The organism is Pseudomonas sp. FFPRI_1 (genome assembly GCF_055384485.1).
This window is the reverse complement of record NZ_AP029168.1, coordinates 7,067,896-7,087,294: the sequence shown is the minus strand read 5'-3', so window position 1 is coordinate 7,087,294 and position 19,399 is coordinate 7,067,896. Positions and strand designations below refer to the sequence as shown.

The following is a 19,399-nucleotide window of genomic DNA, read 5'->3' as shown; positions in this document are numbered from 1 at the left end:
AGTAGGCGGCGGATTATAACGATGGTTTCTCGGCTGTGCTATCCGAAAAATCGGAAACCCGGATCTGCAGGAAGGTTGCGCAAAACTCTTCGGCCTCCAGCGGCAGGCTGACGATGTAGCCCTGTATCTGTTCGCAGCCTTCCATGGCGAGAAAGGTCTGCTGGTCCTGGTTTTCAACGCCTTCGGCAATCACCGTGAATTGCATGCTGCGTCCCAGGGCGATGATGGCGCGTACGATTGCCACGTCGTGGGGGTCATCCGGCAGCCCGCGGACAAAGGACTGGTCGATCTTGAGGAAATCCAGGGGCAGGCGCTTGAGGTAGCTGAGGGACGAGTAGCCGGTTCCGAAGTCGTCGATGGCCAGCTGGACACCCAGGTGCTTGAGCTGATGCAGCACCTCCAGGGCTTCCTCGGTCTGGCTCATGATGAAGTTCTCGGTGATTTCCAGCTGCAGCATCCCGGGCTGCAGGTCGTATTCGCGCAGCAATTGTTCGATGCGGCTCAGCAGATTGGGTTGGCGCAGTTGGGCGCCGGCCAGGTTCACCGACAGCGGGCCGAAGCTTTCGTAGCGCTGGTGCCAGGCATTGAGCTGCTGGCAGGCCCGTTCCAGCACCCAGTCACCGATCAGCAGGATCATGCCGTTCTCTTCGGCCAGCGGGATGAAGTGCTCGGGAGGCACATCGCCGAAGCTGGGATGGTGCCAGCGGATCAGGGCTTCGGCGCCCACCAGTTCGTGGTTGCTGAGGCTGATCTTGGGCTGGAAATACAGCGACAGTTCATCGCGTTCGATGGCCCGTCGCAATTCGTGTTCCAGGGCCACCCGTTCGCTGGCCTGAGCCGTGAGGTCGCGGGTGTAGCGTTCGACCCGGTTGCGGCCCTTGGCCTTGGAGCGATACATGGCGGCGTCAGCGTTCTTGATCAAGGTGGCGACGTCGCAACCATCCTTGGGATACAGGCTGGTGCCGATGCTGGCACTGATGAAGAACTCGTGTTCGCCGGCCTGAAAGGGCGCGGTAAAGCAATTCAGCAGCTTGGTGGCGATATGGTCGGCGTCGCTGGACTGATGCAGGCCCGGCAGCAGGATGATGAATTCATCTCCGCCCAGGCGGGCCACGGTGTCGATGTCGCGCAACTGCTCCTTGAGGCGTACCGCGATGCCTTTGAGCAGCAGGTCGCCCACCGGGTGGCCGAGGCTGTCATTGATGTGCTTGAAGCGGTCCAGGTCGAGAAACAGCACCGCGCCCTGGCTGCCGCTCTCTTCCTGGCTGTTGAGCGCCGTCAGCAGCCGACTCTCGAACAGGGTCCGGTTCGGCAAGCCGGTCAGCGGATCGTGGTGAGCCTGGTAATCGAGCCGCGCCTGAGCGTGCTTGAGGCTGGAGATATCGGCGAACACCGCTACGAAATGAGTGATTTGCCGGTCGGCGTTGCGTACCGCGTTGATGGTCAGCCAATTGGGGTAGTACTCACCGTTCTTGCGGCGATTGGAAATTTCGCCCTGCCAATGGCCTTCAAGGGTCAGTTGATGCCACATCGCGGCATAGAAGGCGCTGTCATGCAGCCCGGAAGCGAGCAGGCGTGGAGTGTGGCCGAGGGCTTCACTTTCGCTGTAGCCGGTGATTTCGCTGAAGGCGCGATTGACTGCACTGATGCGCTGCTGGGTGTCGGTGATCATCACCCCTTCGGCCGTACTTTCAAACACGGTGGCGGCTTGCAGCAGTTTTTCCTGCATCTGGTGGCGGTCGGTGATGTCGCGGGCAATGGTCAACATGCAGTTGTCGTCGCCGATGGGCAGTGGTCGACTCGACAGTTCGCAGAGGCGGATCTGGCCATCGCTGCGGCGGATATGGCAGCTGAAGTCACGGACGAAGCCGTCGCGCTGCAGCAGGTCGAGCATCTGTTTGCGCTCATTGAGATTGACCCAGATGCCCAGGTCGAGGGTCGAGCGATCCAGGGACATGGCGCTGTTGAAGCCGGTGATGCGGCTGAAGCCCTCGTTCACCTCAATCAGCAATCCGTCTCGCTGCCGGGTCAGCAGCAGCCCATCCGGCGAGGCATGGAACGCCTTGGCGAATTTCTCCTCGGAGGTTTGCAGTTGCTGTTGGGTTTCCTTGAGTTGGCTGATGTCGCGAACCACGACCACCAGCGCCGGTGTGGTGTCGAGGTCAAAGGGCTCGGCCGAGATCAGGCCGGTGAAGAGCTGGCCGTTGTGGCGGCGAAAGGGCATTTCCAGGTTGCGGATGCTGCCTGCCTGCAGGCGCTGCAGAAGACCCGGCCCCACGCCGGGAATGCCCCAGATATTGAGGTCGGTGGCGGTCTGGCCGACGACTTGGCCGGCGCTCAGGCCGATCTGTTCCTCGAAGGCCTTGTTGACCTCCAGCAGGCAGCCGTCGGACAGGCGCGCGATGACCAGGATGTCCGGGCATTGCTGGAACACCGAGGCGAACTTCTGTTCCGACAGGCGCAAGGCCTCTTCGGTGTGCTTGGTCTCGCTGATGTCGATCATCAGTCCGCGCATCACCGGTTCGTGGCCGTGCTCGATCAGGCTGACGATGTCGCGCACCCAGAGGCAGCGACCGTCGGCGGTGATCACCCGGTAGTCGAGGCTGTGGTCGCGTCCGGCCTGCACTTCGTGGTCGCAGAAGGCCTGGGCGCGGGTCAGGTCGGCCGGGTGGATGATGTTGCGCCAGAACCCGGGGATCAGCCAGTGGGACAGGGGGTAACCCAGCAAGGCCTCGGCGTGGGGCGAGACGTAGCTGTAGGTGAAATCGCTGATGCGGGCTTCCCAGGCGATGGCGGACAGGCTCTCCACCAGGCTGCGGTAATGGTATTCGCTACTGCGCAGTTCCTGTTCAAGGGCGACCCGGCGGGAGATTTCCGAACTCAGGCGGCGGTTGATGCGGATCACCACGGCCAGCACCGTGACCAGAAGCAGCAGGCCGGGGAGGCCATAGAGAAGTACGTCCGACCAGAAGGTGCGGTGATCCAGCACGCTACCGACCCAATGCTGCTGGATCGCGCTGATTTCCTCGGGGCTCAGGTCCGCCAGGACCTTGTCGAGAATCCCCACCAGGATCTTGCTGTCCCGGGGCACGCCCATCGCAAGTTGGTAGCGATACGGGGTTTCGCCGCTGACGTAGAGGCCGTCGAGCTTGAGCTGGCGCAGGCTCCAGACGCTGGAGGCCAGGTCGCCGACCACCGCGTCCACTTCATCGGTGGCCAGGGCCTGCAGGGCCGAGCTGACATTGGGCAGGGCCACTAGGTTCAGATCCGGGTGATGGGTGCGCAGCAGCTCATGGGGGGCATAGTTTTCCACCACGGCCACCTTGAGGCCGTAGAGGTCCTGAAGCGTGTGGGGTTGTGCGCCGCCTTCATGAGCGAGGATCACAATGGGAAAGTCCAGGTAGGGCCGGGTGAACGCCATGTAGCTCTGGCGTTCCGGGGTCGACATGATACCTGGCAGCAGGTCCAGCTTGCCTTGCTTGGCGTCCTCGAGCACGGCAGTCCAGCTGGCGGGCTCGACTGGCTTGAGGGTGATCGACAAGCGTTCCTGGATCAGCTGGATGTAATCCGCGGCAAGGCCCTGATAGCGGCCTTCCTCGTCCCGATATTCGAATGGCGGCCATGAGGCGTCTACACCTAGGCGTAGTTCCGGGTGGGCTTTGAGCCAGCTACGTTCTTCGTCGGTGAGAGTCAGCGCGCCAGCCGTTGCAGTCCAAGTGAGCAGCGCCAGCAAAAGCATGGCCGACAGTCTGGGCATAAACCGTCTCGTCATGGAACGGGGAATGTGTCGAGTGTAGACGGGCTGGGCAGCAGGGGGAGGGAGGGGTGCTAAAAAGCAAAACCCCCAGCAGGGCTGGGGGTCTTGGGCTTACTCGTCGAGGAAGGAGCGCAAATGCTCGCTTCTCGTCGGGTGGCGCAGCTTGCGCAGCGCCTTGGCTTCAATCTGACGAATCCGCTCACGGGTTACATCGAACTGCTTGCCGACCTCTTCGAGAGTGTGGTCGGTATTCATGTCGATGCCGAAACGCATCCGCAGCACCTTGGCTTCACGGGCAGTGAGGCCGGAGAGTACTTCGCGGGTCGCTTCCTTCAGGCTCTCAACGGTGGCCACATCGATTGGCGACTGCATGGTCGAGTCTTCGATGAAGTCGCCCAGATGGGAGTCTTCGTCATCACCGATCGGGGTTTCCATGGAGATCGGCTCTTTAGCGATCTTCAATACCTTGCGGATCTTGTCCTCGGGCATTTCCATGCGTTCGCCCAGCTCTTCCGGGGTCGGTTCGCGACCCATTTCCTGCAGCATCTGCCGGGAAATGCGGTTGAGCTTGTTGATCGTCTCGATCATGTGCACCGGAATACGGATGGTGCGGGCCTGGTCGGCGATCGAGCGAGTGATCGCCTGACGGATCCACCAGGTGGCATAGGTCGAGAACTTGTAGCCGCGACGGTATTCGAACTTGTCCACCGCTTTCATCAAGCCGATGTTGCCTTCCTGGATCAGATCGAGGAATTGCAAGCCACGGTTGGTGTACTTCTTGGCGATGGAGATCACCAGACGCAAGTTGGCTTCGACCATCTCTTTCTTCGCGCGGCGGGCCTTGGCCTCACCGATCGACATGCGACGGTTGATGTCCTTGATCTCGGCAATCTTCAAGCCGGTTTCGGCTTCAAGAGCAGACAGCTTCTGCTGGCAACGGATGATGTCCGGCTGCAGGCGGGCAATGGCTTCGGCGTACTTGCTCTTGCCTTTGGCCAGGGCGTCGGTCCAGCTTTCATCCACTTCGTTGCCCGGGAACTGGCGCAGGAAGTCGGCACGCGGCATGCGGGCATCACGCACGCAAAGCTGCATGATGGCGCGCTCTTGCTGACGCAGGCGATCCAGGGCGCTGCGAACACGTTCAACCAAGCCTTCGAATTGCTTCGGTACCAGCTTGATCGGCATGAACAGCTCGGCCAGGGCCAGCATTTCGGCGATGGCTTGCTTGTTCTCGCGACCGTGCTTCTTCAGCGCCTTGCGGGTGATCTCCATCTGATCGGCAACGGCACCAAAGCGCTGTGCGGCGATGACAGGATCCGGACCGCTTTCGGTTTCCTCTTCCTCGTCGCTCGCTTCAGCTTCTTCTTCGTCGCTGTCGTCGTCCGCTTTCGCGGTCTTGGTGTCGACAGGCGGTGGCACTTCGGCGGCAGGCGGCGTAATGCCGTCATCCGGGTCGATGTAACCGCTGAGAACGTCAGACAGGCGGCCACCTTCGGTGGTGACGCGAGTGTATTCGGAGAGGATGTGATCCACAGTGCCAGGGAAGTGCGCGATAGCGCCCATCACTTCACGGATACCCTCTTCGATACGCTTGGCGATTTCGATTTCGCCTTCACGTGTGAGCAGCTCTACCGTGCCCATTTCGCGCATGTACATGCGCACTGGGTCGGTAGTGCGACCAATGTCGGTTTCCACGGCCGCCAACGCTGCGGCGGCTTCTTCAGCTGCTGCTTCGTCGGTGTCGGCTTCGGCCAACAAAAGGGCATCCGCATCCGGAGCACTCTCGAATACGTTGATCCCCATGTCGTTGATCATGCGGATGATGTCTTCCACCTGTTCCGGATCTGAAATATCCTCCGGCAGGTGGTCGTTGACCTCCGCGTAAGTCAGGTAACCCTGCTCACGTCCACGGCTGATCAACTCTTTGAGGCGAGACTGCTGTTGCGCTTTTCCGGACATAACACCCTATCCACTGAAGGTCTTGGCGGGCAAAAAACAAGCCGAGGATTATACCCGAGCTATGACCTCACGCGCCAGTTGAGGTCGGGTTTGATGCGGGAACATTGCGTTTTAGGAGCTCAACCAGCTGTTTTTTCTCTTCGCTGTCGAGTTCGCTTTGACGCGATTTCCTCAGAAGTTGCTCTAAAACACGCTCGCGTTGGCGAGCGGACAAACTATTAATGGTGTCGAAAAACTGTTGTTCAAGGTTATCTCCGTCGATCAGCCATTCTTTTTCCGCCAGGGCGGTGAGCAAATGCCCTTGCTGAGTGCCGTGCCAGCGCGCCATCAGCTGATGAATAGAGCGTAGCTTAGGATTTTTCTGCACGGCTTCGATCAGAGCCACCAGCAACTGCGTGTTGGTGTTGTCGTCATCGGCAAAATGCCCGGCATCTTCAACTTTTTCTGCCAGTTGCGGGTGATGCAGCAAGGTCCGCAAGGCAGCCAGCGTTGGAGGTTCCACGGCCGCCGGGATGCGCGGGCCGCGTGGCTGATCGCGATCGCCCTGGCGCTTGCCCTTGCCATTCTTGTCCCAGGGCTTGTTTTCCCACTTCTTGCCGCTGCCACTCTTCTTCGGCGTCCACTCTTGTTGTGGGGCGTAGGCTTCCTGGTGGGGCTCATGGTAGTCGGCGAAATCCGGCATGGCGTCGTAGTCGATGCCGGCGTCGTAGGCCGGCGGTGCCTGCAAGGGGGCGCTATGGGCCAGTTGGTTGACCGTGTCATGGGTCAGCCCAGTGATCTCGCTGAGGCGCTGGCGCATCAGGGTCTTCAGGTTGGCCCCGGGGATTTTCTCGATCAGCGGTGCGGCCAGGGTTGCCAGGTGGGCCTTGCCCTCCAGGGATCGCGGGTCTGCCTCATCGATCAACTGCTGGAAAAAATAGTCGGCCAGCGGTTGTGCGTGCTGGTTGATCCGGGCGCGGAAGGCGTCAGTGCCTTCGGAGCGAACCAGGGTGTCCGGGTCTTCGCCTTCCGGAAGAAACAGGAAGCGTGCGCGGCGCCCGTCCTGAAGGCAGGTCAGGGTGGCCTCCAGGGCGCGCCATGCCGCCTTGCGTCCGGCCTGGTCGCCGTCGAAGCAGAACAATACGTTGGGCACGATACGGAACAGGCGCTTGAGGTGCTCCTCGCTGGTGGCGGTGCCCAGGGTCGCAACCGCATTGCGCAGGCCTTGCTGGGCCAGGGCGATCACGTCCATGTAGCCCTCGACGACGATGATCTCGTCGAGGTTGCGGTTGTGCGTGCGGGCCTCGAACAGGCCGTAGAGCTCCTGACCCTTGTGGAAGACCGGGGTTTCCGGAGAGTTCAGGTATTTGGGTTTGTCGTCCCCTAAAACCCGGCCGCCAAAGGCGATGATGCGCCCGCGAGTGTCGCGGATCGGGAACATCACTCGATCACGAAAACGGTCGTAGCGCTTGCCGGTCTCGGCATTCTCGATCAGCAGGCCGGCGTCGATCATGGCCTTCTGCTGCAAGGTGTCGCTGCTCAAGTGCTTGAACAGGTTGTCCCATCCGGGGGGGGCAAAACCCAGGCCGAAGTCTCGGGCGATCTCGCCGGTCAGTCCGCGGCCCTTGAGGTAGTCGACCGCGGCCTTGCGTGCCGGGTGGCTTTTCAGTGCCTGGCGATAGTAGTCGGCAGCCACGGTTAGCAGCGGATACAGCGGTGAGTCGGTCGGTTGTCGGGGCTTGCGCTGGCCGCGACCGCTTTCCTCGCGAGGGATCTCCATGCCCGCGGCTTTCGCCAGTTCCTCGACGGCCTGGGGAAAGTCCAGGTTGTCGTGGTCCATGATGAAGCCGAGGGCGTTGCCGCCGGCGCCACAGCCGAAGCAGTAGTAGAACTGCTTGTCGGGGCTGACGCTGAAGGAGGGGGTTTTTTCTTTGTGGAACGGACAGCAGGCGGTGTAGTTCTTGCCGGCTTTCTTGATCTGCAGGCGCGAGCTGACGACATCGACGATGTCGGTGCGGTTCAGAAGGTCGTCAATAAAGCTCTGGGGAATAAGCCCGGCCATGGCGTTCTCGTCATCACTGCGCGGAAAAATAGCCCTGGCGACGCTGTCGAAAGGTCGGGTGCGGCGAAGCGTCGGGATTGCTTGGCTCGGCCCAGGTTTTCGGCGTGATCGCAGTCGGGAAGTGTATCTGCCGAACGTCAACTGACGTTAGTTTCAATCAGTATTCGACACTATTTGAAGATGTTGCGCTGAGTCCGACAGTGGCCGTTGGCAGGCCTCGGACAGCTCATTCAAGCGAGCGCGAGAGAAAGGGCGCCTTGGGCTGATCGTCTGCAGGAATCAGTTAAGGGTGTGCTCGTCAGTAGCCTTGGAAGGCTCGTCAGAAAAGACGTGCACCGCTGGCAGGAGCCAGGTCTGACGTGGTGAAGCAGATTCGTCTGGGTCGCATGGGCGGCTTCGACGGTGAAGCATCAAGCGTTGTCCGCAAATGCCATTAGCCCGGCTGAGGGCCGGGCTTGGCAGAAGCTTGCAGCGAACGTCTGTGTATTAGTACAGACGTACGGCGCGGCGCTGTTCGCGCTGAACTTTCTTGGCGTGACGCTTAACAGCGGCTGCTGCTTTGCGCTTACGCTCGGAAGTCGGCTTCTCGTAAAATTCGCGGCTACGAACTTCAGCCAGAACACCGGCTTTTTCGCAGGAGCGCTTGAAACGACGCAGAGCTACGTCGAAGGGTTCGTTCTCTTTAACTTTGACGGCTGGCATCCAGAGCTACCTTCATTCATTACCGGGGTCAACGTTCTCGTCGCAAAAATCGCGGCTGAGGTCGTCGGTTTTTAAGGGTTGCGGATGTTAACCCCTCAACGCTCGGAATGCAAAGCCTCTGATCGAAAACCGCTGGTCGGGCGCGGGAGTGGCGACTATTATGCGCGCCTTCGAATTCAGCCTCTACAAGGCGCAAACCCATGCTAGTACTGGGATTAGAAACCTCCTGCGACGAAACCGGCGTCGCACTTTACGACAGTGAGCGCGGCCTGCTGGCCGACGCGCTGTTCAGTCAGATCGACCTGCATCGCGCCTACGGTGGCGTCGTGCCTGAGCTGGCCTCCCGCGACCACGTCAAGCGCATGCTGCCCTTGATCCGCCAGGTGCTGGCCGAGGCCGACTGCGTGCCCACCGAGATCGATGCCATCGCCTACACCGCCGGCCCGGGCCTGGTGGGGGCGTTGCTGGTGGGCGCCTCCTGCGCCCAGGCGCTGGCCTTTGCCTGGGGCATTCCGGCGTTGGGTGTCCACCACATGGAAGGGCACCTGTTGGCACCGATGCTGGAGGCGCAGCCTCCGCAATTCCCGTTCGTCGCTTTGTTGGTGTCGGGTGGGCATACCCAACTGGTCCGGGTCGATGGTATCGGCCAATACGAACTGCTGGGCGAGACCCTGGATGACGCTGCCGGTGAGGCCTTCGACAAGACGGCGAAGATGATTGGCCTGAACTATCCGGGCGGTCCTGAGATTGCCCGCCTGGCGACCCAGGGCGTGCCAGGGCGTTTTGTCTTCCCGCGGCCAATGACTGACCGCCCAGGGCTGGATTTCAGCTTCAGCGGTTTGAAGACCTCGGCCTTGACTGCCTGGCAGCAGTGCGTCAGCGCTGGGGACGACGGTGAGCAAACCCGTTGCGACATCTCCCTCGCGTTCCAGCAGGCGGTGGTGGAGACTCTGACCATCAAGTGCAAGCGGGCCTTGAAGCAGACCGGTCTGAAACGTCTGGTGATTGCCGGCGGTGTGAGTGCCAACAAGGCCTTGCGGGCTTCCCTGGAGCAGATGCTCGGCGAGATGAAGGGCAATGTGTTCTACGCTCGTCCCGAGTTCTGTACCGACAACGGTGCGATGATCGCTTTTGCCGGTTGTCAGCGTTTACAGGCCGGGCAGCAGGAAAGTCTGGCGATCAGCGTGCAGGCACGTTGGCCGATGGAGCAGTTGTCGGCGCTCTGATCGAGGCATGGCGGCGGCACCAACTGAGACCTTTTCTCCCGAGGGATTCAAAAATGCCGTTCGCGCCCGGCAAACAGGTCGCGTAAATTGCCGCGATGGCGCCAGACGATCAGCAGCGTGAGCACGCTCATCGGCAGCAGCGCCTCGGGCTCCTGCCAGGCCAGCAGTGGCAGGGTCAGGGGCGTGGCAATCAGGGCTGCCAGCGAACTGGTGCGAGTGAGATAGAAGGTCAGTGCCCAGGCGGCAATGGCCAGCAGGGCGGCCGGGGGATACAGCCCCAGCAACATGCCGGCGGCGGTGGCGACACCTTTGCCGCCGCGGAAACGGAAGTACAGCGGGAACAGGTGGCCAAGGACGGCGTAGAGGCCGACCCACGCCTGTTGCTGCAGTGAAAGCCCCGCAAGGTGAGCGATCAGCACGGGCACCAGGCCTTTGCACAGATCTCCCAGCAGGGTCAGGACAGCGAGTTTCTTGCCGGCCAGGCGCAGCATGTTGGTGGCGCCGGCATTACCCGAGCCACTCATTCGCGGATCGGGGTTACCCGTGAGGCGGCTGAGCAAAATGGCGAAGGACAGAGAGCCGAGCAGGTAGGCGAAAATCGCCAGTAACCAAAACATGCTAACTATTCCGGGCGAGGACGCCCTGATTCTAACGGCGCATTGCGCCCTTGTCGTGCTGCGGAGAAGAGTGCTTGGACAGAGTGTTTATCGAAGGACTGGAAGTGGACACCGTGATCGGCGCCTATGACTGGGAGCGTGGCATCCGACAGTGCCTGCGTCTTGACCTTAACTTTGCCTGGGACAATCGCCCGGCTGCAGCAGGGGATGATCTGACCCTGGCACTGGACTATGCCAGTGTTTCCGCCCGTATCCAGGCATTTGCCGAGCAAGCCCACTATCAATTGGTGGAAACCTTTGCCGAGCATCTGGCCGAGGTCTTGATGAGCGAATTTCACATCCCCTGGCTGCGTTTGAAGCTGACCAAGCCAGGGGCCGTTCCGGCTGCTAAGGGTGTGGGCGTGGAGATCGAGCGCGGATGTCGCTGACTCAGGTGTTTCTAGGGCTCGGTAGCAATATCGAGCGTGAGGTTCACCTGCGAGCCGGGCTCGATGCCCTGGCAAGCTTCCTGGTGGACATGCGCTGCTCGCCGGTCTTCGAAAGTCAGCCGGTGGGCATCAAGAGTGGGCCGTTCTTCAACCTGGTGGTGTCGGCCTTTACCGATCTGCCCCTGACCGAACTGGACCGACGCTTGAAGTTCATCGAGGCGGACAACGGACGTTATGCACCAGAGCGCAAAGGTCTGCCGCTGGACATCGACGTGCTGTTGTACGGGGACCTGACCGGCAATTTCGATGGACTGATCCTGCCCCGTGCGGAGATTTTGAAGAATGCCTTTGTGCTTTGGCCGCTGTCCTTGATGGCGCCTGAGCGAGTGCATCCGCTGGCGGGCAAATCCCTGGGCATGCTCTGGGATGAAGCCCAGATTGATCAGGTGCTGGCGCCTGTGGCCTTCGAGTGGCAGGGACGGCAACTGACCCCGTCGGGTTTGTAGTTGCTGAACCGAGCTGCAGCGGACCAGGTGCGAGCCTGGTCCGCGTGACGTTCATGGTGCGTGCTGTTCCTTGTAGGCCTTGACTGCCTTCAGTCGCTCCAGCCTCAGCGCCTCACCCAATTGCGGTCCTTTGAAGCCCTGCTCCAGCAGGGGCTGAACCGCAACCGAGCGTGCGACAGTGGCTGCGCCGCGCAGGTAATCAGCCTGCGGATAAGGGCGCGACTCCAATCCAAGGCGGCCGCGGGCGTCCATTTCGCAAGCAGCAATGAACTCTTCAAAGCGCTGCGGGCGCCGAAACACATCGAAGCTTTGCAGCAGTTCGAGCAGTGTCGTGGCTTTCAGCTCCAGCGCCTTGTGGCCATGGGTGTGGTACTGGCCTACCAGCAGCGCCAGTTCCTGGCATTCCCGAGGCACCTTGAACCGATCATTGACCGCTTTGATCGGCTCCAGGCCCGTGTGCTCATGGCCAATGTGCCGTGGCCACTCGTCCTTGGGGGTCAAGCCCTTGCCCAAGTCGTGGAGCAGGCAGGCCCAGCGAACCGCGAGCGGTTGGCGATGCAACGCTGCTTGTTGCAGAACGCTGAGGGTATGCACGCCAGTGTCTACTTCCGGGTGATGGACCGCTGGCTGGGGCACCCCGAACAGAGCATCAAGCTCAGGCATCAGCACCGCCAGGGCGCCACAGTCGCGCAGCACCTGGATAAAGACCTGAGGCTGGTCCTCCATCAGGGCGCGAGAAATCTCTTTCCAGCTCCGTTCCGCCGTCAGCGCCTGCAGCTCGCCTGATTCGCTGAGTTGACGCATCAGTGCGAGAGTTTCCGGGGCTACGCTGAAGCCCAGGCCGGCATAGCGAGCAGCAAAGCGTGCAACTCGCAGTACCCGCAGGGGATCTTCAGCGAACGCCGGGGAAACGTGGCGCAATAGCCGAGCGTCGAGGTCTTTCTGGCCGTTGTAGGGATCGGTGATTACTCCTTGATCATCCTCGGCCATGGCATTGATTGTCAGGTCGCGACGAATCAAGTCTTCTTCCAGAGTGACTTCCGGGCTGGCGTGAAAGGTGAAGCCGCCATAGCCGCGTCCACTCTTGCGCTCGGTTCGGGCCAAGGCATATTCCTCGCCGCTCCTGGGGTGCAGGAACACCGGAAAATCGGCGCCCACCGGGCGAAACCCCTTGGCAATCATTTCTTCCGCGCTGGCGCCGACCACTACCCAGTCGATATCAGTGACCGGTTTGCCCAGCAGCCGGTCTCGTACGGCGCCGCCGACTTTATAAATCCGCATAAAAAACCTCCGTTAGCGCGACAGGATAAACCTTGTGCCGTGCTCGCGGAGGTTTGTCGAAGGCTCTAGAGGTGGATGACTGCCAGGTCCAGCCGGCCATAGTCATTTTCGTTGTGATCGGTTTTTGGCGGCACGTGGTGAGTTTTCATCACCTGATCGCCTTGCAGGGTTTCCAGGTGGATATCAAAACCCCAGAGGCGGTGCAGGTGCTTGAGCACCTCGTCGGTGGAGTCCCCCAGGGGTTTGCGATCATGCTGCTGGTGGCGCAGGGTCAGTGAGCGGTCGCCGCGACGGTCGATGCTCCAGATCTGCACGTTGGGCTCGCGGTTACCCAGGTTGTACTGCGCGGCCAGGGTTTCCCGGATGATCCGGTAGCCGCTTTCGTCATGAATCGCCGGGACCAGCAGGTCGTCCTTCTGATCGTCATCCATGATGCTGAACAGCTTGAGGTCGCGGATCACCTTGGGCGAGAGGTACTGCAGGATGAAGCTCTCATCCTTGAAGCTGCTCATGGCGAACTTGATGCTCGACAGCCAGTCGGTGCCCGCCAGTTCCGGGAACCAGCGACGATCCTCTTCGGTCGGTTCCTCGCAAATGCGGCGGATGTCGCGGTACATGGCGAACCCCAGGGCGTAGGGATTGATGCCGTTGTAGTAGGGGCTGTCGAAGCCCGGCTGGAACACCACGCTGGTGTGGGAGGTGAGAAACTCCATCATGAAGCCGTCGGTCACCAGGCCTTCGTCATACAGGTCGTTCATCAGGGTGTAGTGCCAGAAAGTGGCCCAGCCTTCGTTCATCACCTGGGTCTGGCGCTGGGGATAGAAATACTGGGCAATCTTGCGCACGATGCGCACGATTTCTCGCTGCCAGGGCTCCAGTAGCGGCGCGTGTTTTTCGATGAAATAGAGGATGTTTTCCTGGGGTTCGGCGGGGAAGCGCGCATTGTCCTTGTCGCTGTACTTGTCGGCCCCCTTGGGGATCGTGCGCCACAGGTCGTTGATCTGCTTCTGCAGGTGTTCTTCCCGGTCTTTCTGCCGGCGTCGTTCTTCCTCTGCGGAGATCGGGTAGGGCCGCTTGTAGCGGTCGACGCCGTAGTTCATCAGCGCATGGCAGGAGTCCAGCAGATCCTCCACGGCATCGATACCGTGGCGTTCCTCGCATTGCATGATGTACTGCTTGGCAAACACCAGGTAATCGATGATCGAGCTGGCATCGGTCCAGGTGCGAAACAGGTAGTTGCCCTTGAAGAAACTGTTGTGGCCATAGCAGGCATGAGCCACTACCAGGGCTTGCATGCAGATGGTGTTTTCCTCCATCAGGTAGGCGATGCACGGATCCGAGTTGATCACGATCTCGTAGGCCAGGCCCATCTGGCCGCGGGAGTAGGACTTTTCGGTACTGAGGAAGTGCTTGCCGTAGGACCAGTGGTGATAGCCCAGGGGCATGCCCACCGAGGCATAGGCGTCCATCATCTGCTCGGCGGTGATCACTTCGATCTGGTTGGGGTAGGTGTCCAGGGCATACCGAGCCGCAATACGGCTGATTTCACGGTCGTAGGCCTGAATCAGCTCGAAGGTCCATTCAGAGCCGGTGGAGATGGGTTGGCGTTTCTGCTCTCTGGCGGTCATGTCACTAACCTGCGCTGGAAGAGTTCACGGAAGACCGGGTAGATATCGCCGGCCGAAACCAGTTGTTGCTGGGCGAACGTGTCGGAAAACGCTTCCGCGATACGTTCGTATTCGTACCACAGGGCCTGGTGCTCCCGAGGCGTGATTTCCACGTAGGTGTAGTACTGCACGAACGGCATGATCTGGTTGATCAGGATGTCGCGGCAGATCGGCGAGTCGTCGTTCCAGTTGTCACCGTCGGAAGCCTGGGCTGCATAGATGTTCCATTCATTGCTCGGATAGCGCTCGGCCATGATTTCCTGCATCAGTTTCAGTGCGCTGGAGACAATGGTCCCGCCGGTTTCCCGGGAATAGAAGAATTCTTCCTCGTCCACTTCCCGGGCGCTGGTGTGATGGCGAATGAACACCACGTCAATCTTGTCGTAGTTGCGCTTGAGGAACAGGTACAGAAGGATGAAGAAGCGCTTGGCGATGTCCTTGGTCGCCTGGGTCATGGAGCCGGAAACGTCCATCAGGCAGAACATCACCGCCTTGGAACTGGGATTGGGCTGTTTAACCAGCAGGTTGTACTTGAGGTCGAAGGTATCGAGGAAGGGCACGCGGTGGATCCGCGCGCTCAAGCGTTCAATTTCCGTTTCAAGTGCCTGGATATCACCGAAGTTGTCCGGTTCTTCGCGCTTCAGGCGTGCCAGTTCTTCCTTGGCCTCCTTCAGTTTGGCCCGGCTGCTGCCGGACAGGGCGATCCTGCGGGCATGGGCCGAGCGCAAGGTGCGGATGATGTTGATCCGTGACGGGTTGCCTTCGTTGCTGATCCCGGCCCGTACGGTCTTGAAGGTGTCGGTGCCGGTCAGGTTGCGCTTGACCAGGTTGGGCAGCTCCAGGTCCTCGAACATGAACTCGAGGAACTCTTCCTGGGTGATCTGGAAGACGAACTCGTCCATGCCCTCGCCGGAGTTTCCGGCCTTGCCGCGTCCGCTGCCGCCGCCCCCTCCGCCTTGGGGCCTGGCGATATGCTCGCCGGCGGTGAATTCCTTGTTGCCGGGATGAACCACGGTCTGCTTGCCGCCGCGGCCGTGGTGCAGCACCGGCTCGTCGATGTCGCGTCCGGGAATGCTGATTTGCTCGCCGTGTTCCATATCCGTGATGGAGCGGCGGCTGACGGCCTCTTCGACGGCCTTTTTGATGTGGTCACGGTAGCGCCGCAGAAACCGCTGGCGGTTCACCGTGCTCTTGTTCTTGCCATTGAGACGTCGGTCGATCACATAGCTCATGGGCCCCTCCGGGGAGCTTCAAGACATAAGCTTCAAGCTCTCAGCGACACTGCGACAGGGCCCGGCCGGGCCCTGCAACACCGCGCCTATAGCTTGTGGCTAGAAGCTTGCCGCTGCTTCACTGCGATTTCCTGACCCGCAGATACCATTCGGACAGTAGCCGTACCTGTTTGTCTGTGTAGCCGCGCTCGACCATTCGTGTAACGAAGTCGTTGTGTTTCTGTTGATCCTCTTTGCTGGCCTTGGCATTGAAGCTGATGACTGGCAGCAGGTCCTCGGTGTTGGAGAACATTTTCTTCTCGATGACCACCCGCAGTTTCTCGTAGCTGAGCCAGGTGGGGTTCTTGCCGTTGTTGTTGGCCCTGGCGCGCAGGACGAAATTGACGATCTCGTTGCGGAAGTCTTTCGGGTTGCTGATGCCTGCCGGTTTCTCGATCTTTTCCAGTTCCTCGTTGAGGGCGACGCGGTTGAGAATTTCCCCGGTTTCCGGATCACGGTACTCCTGATCCTGAATCCAGAAATCCGCGTACAGCACATAGCGGTCGAAGATGTTCTGGCCGTACTCGCTGTAGGACTCGAGGTAGGCAGTCTGGATTTCCTTGCCGATGAACTCGATGTAGCGCGGCGCCAGGTATTCCTTGAGGAAACGCAGGTAGCGCTCGCGGGTTTCCGCCTGGAACTGTTCCTGCTCGATCTGCTGTTCCAGTACGTACAGCAGATGCACTGGGTTGGCCGCTACTTCATGGGGGTCGAAGTTGAAGACTTTCGACAGGATCTTGAAGGCGAAGCGCGTGGACAGGCCGTTCATCCCCTCATCGACACCGGCGCTGTCGCGGTATTCCTGGATCGATTTGGCCTTGGGATCGGTGTCTTTCAGGTTTTCCCCGTCATAGACCCGCATCTTCGAGTAGATATTGGAGTTTTCCGGCTCCTTGAGGCGCGAGAGCACGGTGAACTGGGCCAGCATCTTCAGGGTGTCGGGCGCGCAATGGGCCTTGGCCAGGGAGCTGTTGAACAGCAGTTTGTCGTAGATCTTCACCTCATCGGTAACCCGCAAGCAGTACGGCACCTTGACGATGTAGATCCGATCGATGAAGGCTTCATTGTTCTTGTTGTTACGGAAGGTGTGCCACTCCGATTCGTTGGAGTGAGCCAGGAGGATGCCGGTGAACGGGATCGCCCCCAGGCCCTCGGTACTGTTGTAGTTGCCTTCCTGGGTGGCGGTCAGCAGTGGGTGCAGCACCTTGATTGGTGCCTTGAACATCTCGACGAACTCCATCAGGCCCTGGTTGGCCCGGCACAGTGCCCCGGAGTAGCTGTAGGCGTCGGCGTCGTTTTGCGGGAACTCTTCGAGCTTGCGGATATCCACCTTGCCCACGAGGGCCGAGATGTCCTGGTTGTTCTCGTCGCCCGGTTCGGTCTTGGCCACGGCGATCTGGTTGAGAATCGAGGGATACAGCTTCACTACCCGGAACTGGCTGATGTCGCCGCCGAATTCCGCCAGGCGCTTGGTGGCCCAGGGCGACATGATGGTGTTGAGGTAGCGCCGGGGGATGCCGAAGTCTTCTTCGAGAATCGCGCCATCTTCCGTGGCGTTGAACAGGCCCAGTGGCGACTCGAAGACCGGAGAACCCTTGATGGCGTAGAACGGCACTTTCTCGATCAGTTGCTTGAGCTTTTCAGCCAGGGACGATTTACCGCCGCCGACCGGGCCCAGCAGGTAGAGGATTTGTTTCTTTTCTTCCAGGCCCTGAGCGGCATGGCGGAAATAGGAGACGATCTGGTCGATGCACTCTTCCATGCCATGGAAGTCTTCAAAGGCCGGATAGCGCCGGATCACCTTGTTGGAGAAGATTCGCGACAGCCTCGAGTTGGTCGAGGTGTCCAGCAGTTCGGGTTCGCCGATGGCCAGTAGCAGGCGCTCGGCGGCCGAGGCATAAGCGCTTCGATCCTTTTTGCACAGTTCCAGGTATTCCTGCAGCGAAAGCTCTTCCTGGCGTGTGGATTCGAAGCGTTGTTGGAAGTGGCTAAAAATACTCATGACGTCACCTCGCTCGATACGTGGAGCCGGCGTCGGATCAGTCAGTCAAGTGCTGGCATGCAGCTGAGTTTCCAGCTGCTGTTTACCCCCCAGAACACTTCCAAAGCTATCGACCTTGAAAGCTAGTACCGATGACCCGCACGCCGGTGTACCGGCTCTCCCCTGATTTGGATGGCCTGAGGCTAAGGATAGTTCGGAATCCGGGAGGTCAAGGCGAGATGGGGAATTAGTTGCGCACTACCGTTCGTCCGGTGGTGCGTCAGCCCGCGTAGTACGCGGGCTAGAGCTGCTGAAAAAAATTATTCGGCGGTGCCTTGGGCGATTTCCGTCGGATAGGTGCTGCGCCATAGCTCGAAGCCGCCATCGATGCTGTAAACGTCGGAGAAGCCCTGGCTGACCAGGTACGCCGCAGCACTCTGGCTGGAGTTGCCGTGATAGCAGACCACCAGCAGCGGGGCGTCGAGATCGGCGCCGCGGATGAAGTCGGAGATGGAGTGGTTATCCAGGTGCTGCGAGCCGCTGATGTGGCTCAGGGCATAGGTTTGCGGGTCGCGGATATCGACCACGACCGCACCTTGCTCGCGCAGTGCCTGGGCCTGTTCTGGGGGAATGCGTTTGAATTCGCTCATGGCGGGCTCCTGAAGCGTGATGGTCGGCGCGATCTAGCGCTTTGCCGGTAGGGGCAAGGGGGTGGGGGAAGCAGGCGCGATATGGCCCTGTGGGTCGCAATCGCAGGTCAGGCGTACGCCGGTGTCGACATTCAGCAGCGTCATGGCTCCGCCCCAGACGCAACCGCTGTCCAGGGCGAAAATGCCAGGTTCGTTGCTATGGCCTTCCAGGGCCGCCCAATGGCCGAAGATGATCTTCAGGTCACGGGTCTTGCGCTCCTTGTGGCTGAACCAGGGCGCGTACCCGGCTGGCGCGGTGTCCAGCCCTTCCTTGCTCTTGAGGTCGAGCTTGCCCTCGCTGGTGCAGAAACGCATGCGAGTGAAATAGTTGGTGATCACCCGCAGGCGCGTCACGCCTTTGAGTTCACTGTCCCATTTCGCTGGGTCGTTGCCGTACATGCCGTCCAGGAAGGGCTCGAAGAGATTGTCGTCCTGCAGTGCCTCCTCGACTTCGGCGGCGCACTTCAGGGCCTTCTTCAGGGACCACTGGGGGGCGATGCCGGCGTGCACCAAGGCCAGGTTGCGGGTTTCGTCGTAGTGCATCAGCTTTTGCTGGCGCAACCACTGAAGAAGTTCCTCGCGATCCGGGGCTTCGAGGATTTCGCGCAGGGTGTCGGATTTCTTCAGGCGCTCGATGTTGCGCCAGGCCGCCAGCAGGTGCAGGTCGTGGTTGCCTAGCACGCAGACCAGCGAGTCGCGCATTGCGTAGAGATAGCGCAGGGTTTCCAGCGACTGCGGGCCGCGATTGACCAGGTCGCCCACCAGCCACAGGCGGTCCCGGGCAGGATCGAAGGCTACCTGCTCAAGCAGGCATTGCAGGGGCTCCAGGCAGCCTTGCAGGTCACCGACAGCGTAGGTTGCCATCAGTGCAGGGCTCCGGGGACGGCCAGGCGGAACGGGGCAATGATGGCGTCGAACTGCTTGCCGTCTTCTGCGAGCATTTGATAGCTGCCCTGCATGTTGCCGACCCGGGTGGTCATCACTGTGCCGCTGCTGTAGGTGTGGCTCTTGCCCGCGGCGATCAGCGGTTGCTGGCCGACGACGCCAGCACCGCGGACCTCTTCCACGTGGCCGTCACCGTCGGTGATCACCCAGTGTCGGGACAACAGTTTGGCCGGGAGCGAGCCGTTGTTCTGGACGGTGATGGTGTAGGCGAAGGCGAAGCGGTTCTGCTCGGGTTGCGATTGGTCTGCCAGAAAGCGCGTGACGACGCTGACATCGACCTGATAACGAGGATCGGACATGCAAAAGGCCTTTAAAGCGAAGCGGGGCGC

Annotated in this window: 15 protein-coding genes; 3 read left to right on the top strand and 12 right to left on the bottom strand. The window is 60.5% G+C overall.

What is annotated here, in order from left to right; genetic code table 11:
- Nucleotides 1–13 precede the first annotated feature (13 nt).
- The 4 genes from ACZ5BO_RS31875 to rpsU all read right to left on the bottom strand — a co-directional run bounded on the left by ACZ5BO_RS31875 (nt 14) and on the right by rpsU (nt 8,459).
- On the bottom strand, nt 14–3,757 hold the full coding sequence (locus ACZ5BO_RS31875; RefSeq protein WP_464697426.1) for a bifunctional diguanylate cyclase/phosphodiesterase: 3,744 nt from the start codon (nt 3,755–3,757) through the stop codon (nt 14–16).
- A 111-nt stretch (nt 3,758–3,868) separates the two neighbouring features.
- On the bottom strand, nt 3,869–5,716 hold the full coding sequence (gene rpoD / locus ACZ5BO_RS31870; RefSeq protein ID WP_025131251.1) for an RNA polymerase sigma factor RpoD: 1,848 nt from the start codon (nt 5,714–5,716) through the stop codon (nt 3,869–3,871).
- Nucleotides 5,717–5,783: 67 nt separating this feature from the next.
- Nucleotides 5,784–7,757 carry a DNA primase gene (dnaG, locus tag ACZ5BO_RS31865; RefSeq protein WP_464697425.1) on the bottom strand — a complete coding sequence of 658 codons (1,974 nt, stop codon included), beginning with the start codon at nt 7,755–7,757 and terminating at the stop codon, nt 5,784–5,786.
- A gap of 486 nt (nt 7,758–8,243) precedes the next feature.
- Nucleotides 8,244–8,459, bottom strand: coding sequence for a 30S ribosomal protein S21 (gene rpsU / locus ACZ5BO_RS31860; protein WP_002551877.1), 216 nt, complete (start codon nt 8,457–8,459; stop codon nt 8,244–8,246).
- 200 nt (nt 8,460–8,659) lie between these two features.
- On the opposite strand from rpsU, the gene tsaD reads away from it, so the two are divergent.
- On the top strand, nt 8,660–9,685 hold the full coding sequence (tsaD, locus tag ACZ5BO_RS31855) for a tRNA (adenosine(37)-N6)-threonylcarbamoyltransferase complex transferase subunit TsaD (protein WP_464697424.1): 1,026 nt from the start codon (nt 8,660–8,662) through the stop codon (nt 9,683–9,685).
- Between the two features lie 47 nt (nt 9,686–9,732).
- On the opposite strand, the gene plsY is transcribed toward tsaD, so the two are convergent.
- The gene (gene plsY / locus ACZ5BO_RS31850; protein ID WP_019094979.1) at nt 9,733–10,302 is read right to left on the bottom strand and encodes a glycerol-3-phosphate 1-O-acyltransferase PlsY; all 570 of its coding nucleotides are present in this window, start codon (nt 10,300–10,302) and stop codon (nt 9,733–9,735) included.
- 74 nt (nt 10,303–10,376) lie between these two features.
- Between plsY and folB the strand changes: the two genes are divergently transcribed.
- Entirely contained in the window at nt 10,377–10,730 is a 354-nt protein-coding gene (gene folB / locus ACZ5BO_RS31845; protein ID WP_025131254.1) for a dihydroneopterin aldolase, read from the top strand.
- On the top strand, nt 10,721–11,236 hold the full coding sequence (gene folK / locus ACZ5BO_RS31840; RefSeq protein ID WP_025131255.1) for a 2-amino-4-hydroxy-6-hydroxymethyldihydropteridine diphosphokinase: 516 nt from the start codon (nt 10,721–10,723) through the stop codon (nt 11,234–11,236). The genes folB and folK overlap by 10 nt, the downstream gene beginning before the upstream one ends.
- Nucleotides 11,237–11,287: 51 nt before the next feature.
- Here folK and ACZ5BO_RS31835 read toward each other — a convergent pair whose 3' ends face one another.
- From ACZ5BO_RS31835 to apaG, 7 genes are all read right to left on the bottom strand, one after another.
- Nucleotides 11,288–12,517 carry a multifunctional CCA addition/repair protein gene (locus tag ACZ5BO_RS31835; protein WP_464697423.1) on the bottom strand — a complete coding sequence of 410 codons (1,230 nt, stop codon included), beginning with the start codon at nt 12,515–12,517 and terminating at the stop codon, nt 11,288–11,290.
- 65 nt (nt 12,518–12,582) lie between these two features.
- On the bottom strand, nt 12,583–14,145 hold the full coding sequence (locus tag ACZ5BO_RS31830; protein ID WP_025131257.1) for a SpoVR family protein: 1,563 nt from the start codon (nt 14,143–14,145) through the stop codon (nt 12,583–12,585).
- Nucleotides 14,142–15,416, bottom strand: coding sequence for a YeaH/YhbH family protein (locus tag ACZ5BO_RS31825; RefSeq protein ID WP_025131258.1), 1,275 nt, complete (start codon nt 15,414–15,416; stop codon nt 14,142–14,144). The genes ACZ5BO_RS31830 and ACZ5BO_RS31825 overlap by 4 nt, the downstream gene beginning before the upstream one ends.
- Before the next feature lie 118 nt (nt 15,417–15,534).
- Nucleotides 15,535–17,457 (bottom strand): PrkA family serine protein kinase, encoded by a 1,923-nt coding sequence (locus ACZ5BO_RS31820; RefSeq protein ID WP_025131259.1) that lies wholly within the window; start codon nt 17,455–17,457, stop codon nt 15,535–15,537.
- 299 nt (nt 17,458–17,756) lie between these two features.
- On the bottom strand, nt 17,757–18,086 hold the full coding sequence (gene glpE / locus ACZ5BO_RS31815) for a thiosulfate sulfurtransferase GlpE (RefSeq protein WP_025131260.1): 330 nt from the start codon (nt 18,084–18,086) through the stop codon (nt 17,757–17,759).
- 33 nt (nt 18,087–18,119) lie between these two features.
- Entirely contained in the window at nt 18,120–18,989 is an 870-nt protein-coding gene (locus ACZ5BO_RS31810; protein WP_025131261.1) for a symmetrical bis(5'-nucleosyl)-tetraphosphatase, read from the bottom strand.
- Complete coding sequence (gene apaG / locus ACZ5BO_RS31805; RefSeq protein WP_025131262.1) at nt 18,989–19,369, bottom strand: Co2+/Mg2+ efflux protein ApaG; 381 nt, start codon at nt 19,367–19,369, stop codon at nt 18,989–18,991. The genes ACZ5BO_RS31810 and apaG overlap by 1 nt, the downstream gene beginning before the upstream one ends.
- Nucleotides 19,370–19,399: the final 30 nt, after the last annotated feature.